The following is a 2697-nucleotide window of genomic DNA, read 5'->3' as shown; positions in this document are numbered from 1 at the left end:
CGTGCGGCGCACGGTGTTCATGATGCCCCCGCCGGCGGCCATGATTTCCATGTACGTGGCCCCCTTCAGCCGAAGCTCGAACTCATCCTCTCGGGAGCCGGCGAACAACAGATGGGTATGCGGATCAACGAAGCCCGGCATGACCACGCGGCCGGCGGCGTCAATTTCCCGCCGGGCCTGCACCGCCGCGCGCAGTTCTGCCGTGGTGCCCACGGCGATAATTTCCCCGTCCGCGACCATCACGGCCCCATCCTCGATGATGCCCAGGTCCTGCATGGCGGCACCGCGCTTGGGGCCGGCCGGCGATGCCAGGGTCAGGAGCTGTGCGGCGCTGTGAATCAGCAGATCGGCGCGCATGATCACCCTCCGCATCATGGGGCGTCTGCGGCCGGCGGACGCCAGCGCTCGAACGAGGCGATCTCGTTCAGGGGCCGGCGGCCCGGCACGGGAACCTCGTGCGCCGGCAGGCCGACGGGCATGGTGCCCATCAGGCGGAAGCGCGGGTACGGGATCTCCAGGAAGCGGCAGATAGCCTCTTCCTCGGAGTCGAAGTGATGCAGGGAGGCGGCCAGGCCGGCATCTACCACGGCCAGCCAGATGGCATATTGAAGCATCCCCAAAGACTCCCGTGCCCAGCTTTCGACGCGCTCCGCCGGCGCATAGGTGGTGATGCGCAATTGTTCATCCACGATGGCGCGGTCCAGGAAAACGAAGAAGACCGCGCTGGCGCCCCGATAGCCGTTCAGGCGCTCGAGGAATTTCTCCACGGGGCGGCCGGCGCGTGCCTGGCGGCCGGCGGCCTCGATGACATCCCACAGCTCCGCCAGCCGCTCCCGCACCACCACGATATGCCAGGGCTGGGAATTGTACGACGAGGGGGTCCAACGCGCGATCTCCAGGATGCGCTCGATGGTTTCGTCGGAAATTGCGGCGGGGAGGACCTGGCGCACGGAGCGCCGGCGGTGCACCAGGTCCCAGAGACTCGGGTGTTCGGACATAGGTTATTCCTCGGGCAGCATGGGGATTTTGATGCCGTGCCGGCGGGCCGCGGCGATGGCTTCCGGATAGCCGGCGTCCGCGTGACGCACGATGCCCATGCCCGGGTCGGTGGTCAGGACGCGTTCCAGCCGGCGGGCGGCCTCGGGGGTGCCGTCGGCGACGATGACCTGGCCGGCGTGCAGGCTGTAGCCGATGCCCACGCCGCCGCCGTGGTGGAAGCTCACCCAGGTGGCGCCGCCCACCGCGTTGATCAGGGCATTGAGGATGGGCCAATCCGCCACCGCGTCCGTGCCGTCCCGCATGCTCTCGGTCTCGCGCCGCGGCGAGGCCACCGAGCCGCAGTCCAGATGGTCGCGGCCGATGACGATGGGCGCCGAGACCTCGCCTCGTGCCACCATGTCGTTGATGAGCAAGCCGAAGCGGGCGCGTTCCCCGTAGCCGAGCCAGCAGATGCGCGCCGGCAGACCCTGGAAGCGCACCTTCTCGCGCGCCATCTTGATCCAGCGCACCAGGTGCTCGTCGTAGGAGAATTCACGCATGACCACTTCGTCAATCTTGTAAATGTCCTCTGGGTCGCCGGACAGGGCCACCCAGCGGAAAGGCCCCTTGCCCTCACAGAAGAGCGGCCGGATATAGGCCGGCACGAAGCCCGGGAAGTTGAAGGCGTCCTTGACCCCGTAGTCGTAGGCCCGCTGGCGGATGTTGTTGCCGTAATCGAAGACCACCGCGCCCCGCTTCTGGAAATCGAGCATGGCCTGCACCTGCCGCGCCATGGAGGCCATGGAGCGCTTTTCGTATTCCTTCGGGTCGGTCTGGCGCAGGCGGTTGGCCTCCTCCAGGGACATGCCGGCCGGCACATAGCTCAGCACGTCATGGGCCGGCGTTTGGTCGGTGACGACATCGGGGATGATATTGCGCTCCAGCAGGGCGGGGTAAATGTCGGCGGCGTTGGCCACCAGGCCGATGGACTTGGGCTCGCGGGCCTCTTTGGCGGCCATGACCAGGTCCAGAGCTTCCTCGAAATCGTCCACCACCACGTCAATGTATTCCTTTTCCAGCCGGCGGTGGGCGCGTTCGGGGTCCACTTCCACGACGAGGGCCACCCCCTCGTTCATGGTGACCGCCAGGGGTTGGGCGCCGCCCATGCCGCCCAGGCCGGCGGTCAGCACGAAGCGGCCGCGCAGGCTCCCGCCGAAATGCTTGTTGGCGACGGCGGCCAGCGTCTCATAGGTGCCCTGCAGGATGCCCTGGGTGCCGATATAAATCCAGGAGCCGGCGGTCATCTGGCCGTACATGATCAGCCCTTGCTGGTCCAGCCAGTCAAAATGTTCCTGCGTCGCCCATTTGGGCACGAGGTTGGCATTGGCGATGAGCACCCTCGGCGCGTCCGGATGGGTCTTAAAGATGGCCACCGGCTTGCCGGACTGCACCAGCAGGGTCTCATCGTTTTCCAGCTCGCGCAGGCATTTCACGATGGCGTCGAAGGCCTCCCAGGAGCGGGCGGCTTTGCCGCGCCCGCCGTAGACGATCAGCTCCTCCGGCTTCTCGGCCACTTCGGGGTCCAGGTTGTTCATCAGCATGCGCAGAGCGGCCTCCTGAAGCCAGCCCTTACAGCTAATTTGTGTGCCGCGCGGCGCCCGAATCACACGCGCCATCTTTTCACCTCCTTGTGTGGGATGTCTCGCTGAGGATGAACCA

The 2697-nt window shown here is 66.6% G+C and carries 2 protein-coding genes and 1 pseudogene (1 of these 3 only partly in view); all 3 read right to left on the bottom strand.

Translation table 11 applies throughout. The features are described from left to right. Positions 1 to 372, bottom strand: a pseudogene (locus tag H5T60_00590) (imidazolonepropionase) (it extends 900 nt beyond the left edge of the window). Next, the gene (locus tag H5T60_00585; protein ID MBC7240929.1) at positions 372 to 998 is read right to left on the bottom strand and encodes a nitroreductase family protein; all 627 of its coding nucleotides are present in this window, start codon (positions 996 to 998) and stop codon (positions 372 to 374) included. Before H5T60_00585 ends, H5T60_00590 begins: the two are co-directional and overlap by 1 nt. A gap of 3 nt (positions 999 to 1001) precedes the next feature. After that, positions 1002 to 2654 carry a urocanate hydratase gene (hutU, locus tag H5T60_00580; protein ID MBC7240928.1) on the bottom strand — a complete coding sequence of 551 codons (1653 nt, stop codon included), beginning with the start codon at positions 2652 to 2654 and terminating at the stop codon, positions 1002 to 1004. Positions 2655 to 2697 lie beyond the last annotated feature (43 nt).

Source organism: Anaerolineae bacterium, assembly GCA_014360855.1.
Classification (GTDB): Bacteria; Chloroflexota; Anaerolineae; order JACIWP01; family JACIWP01; genus JACIWP01.
This window is presented reverse-complemented; position numbering and strand designations above follow the sequence as displayed.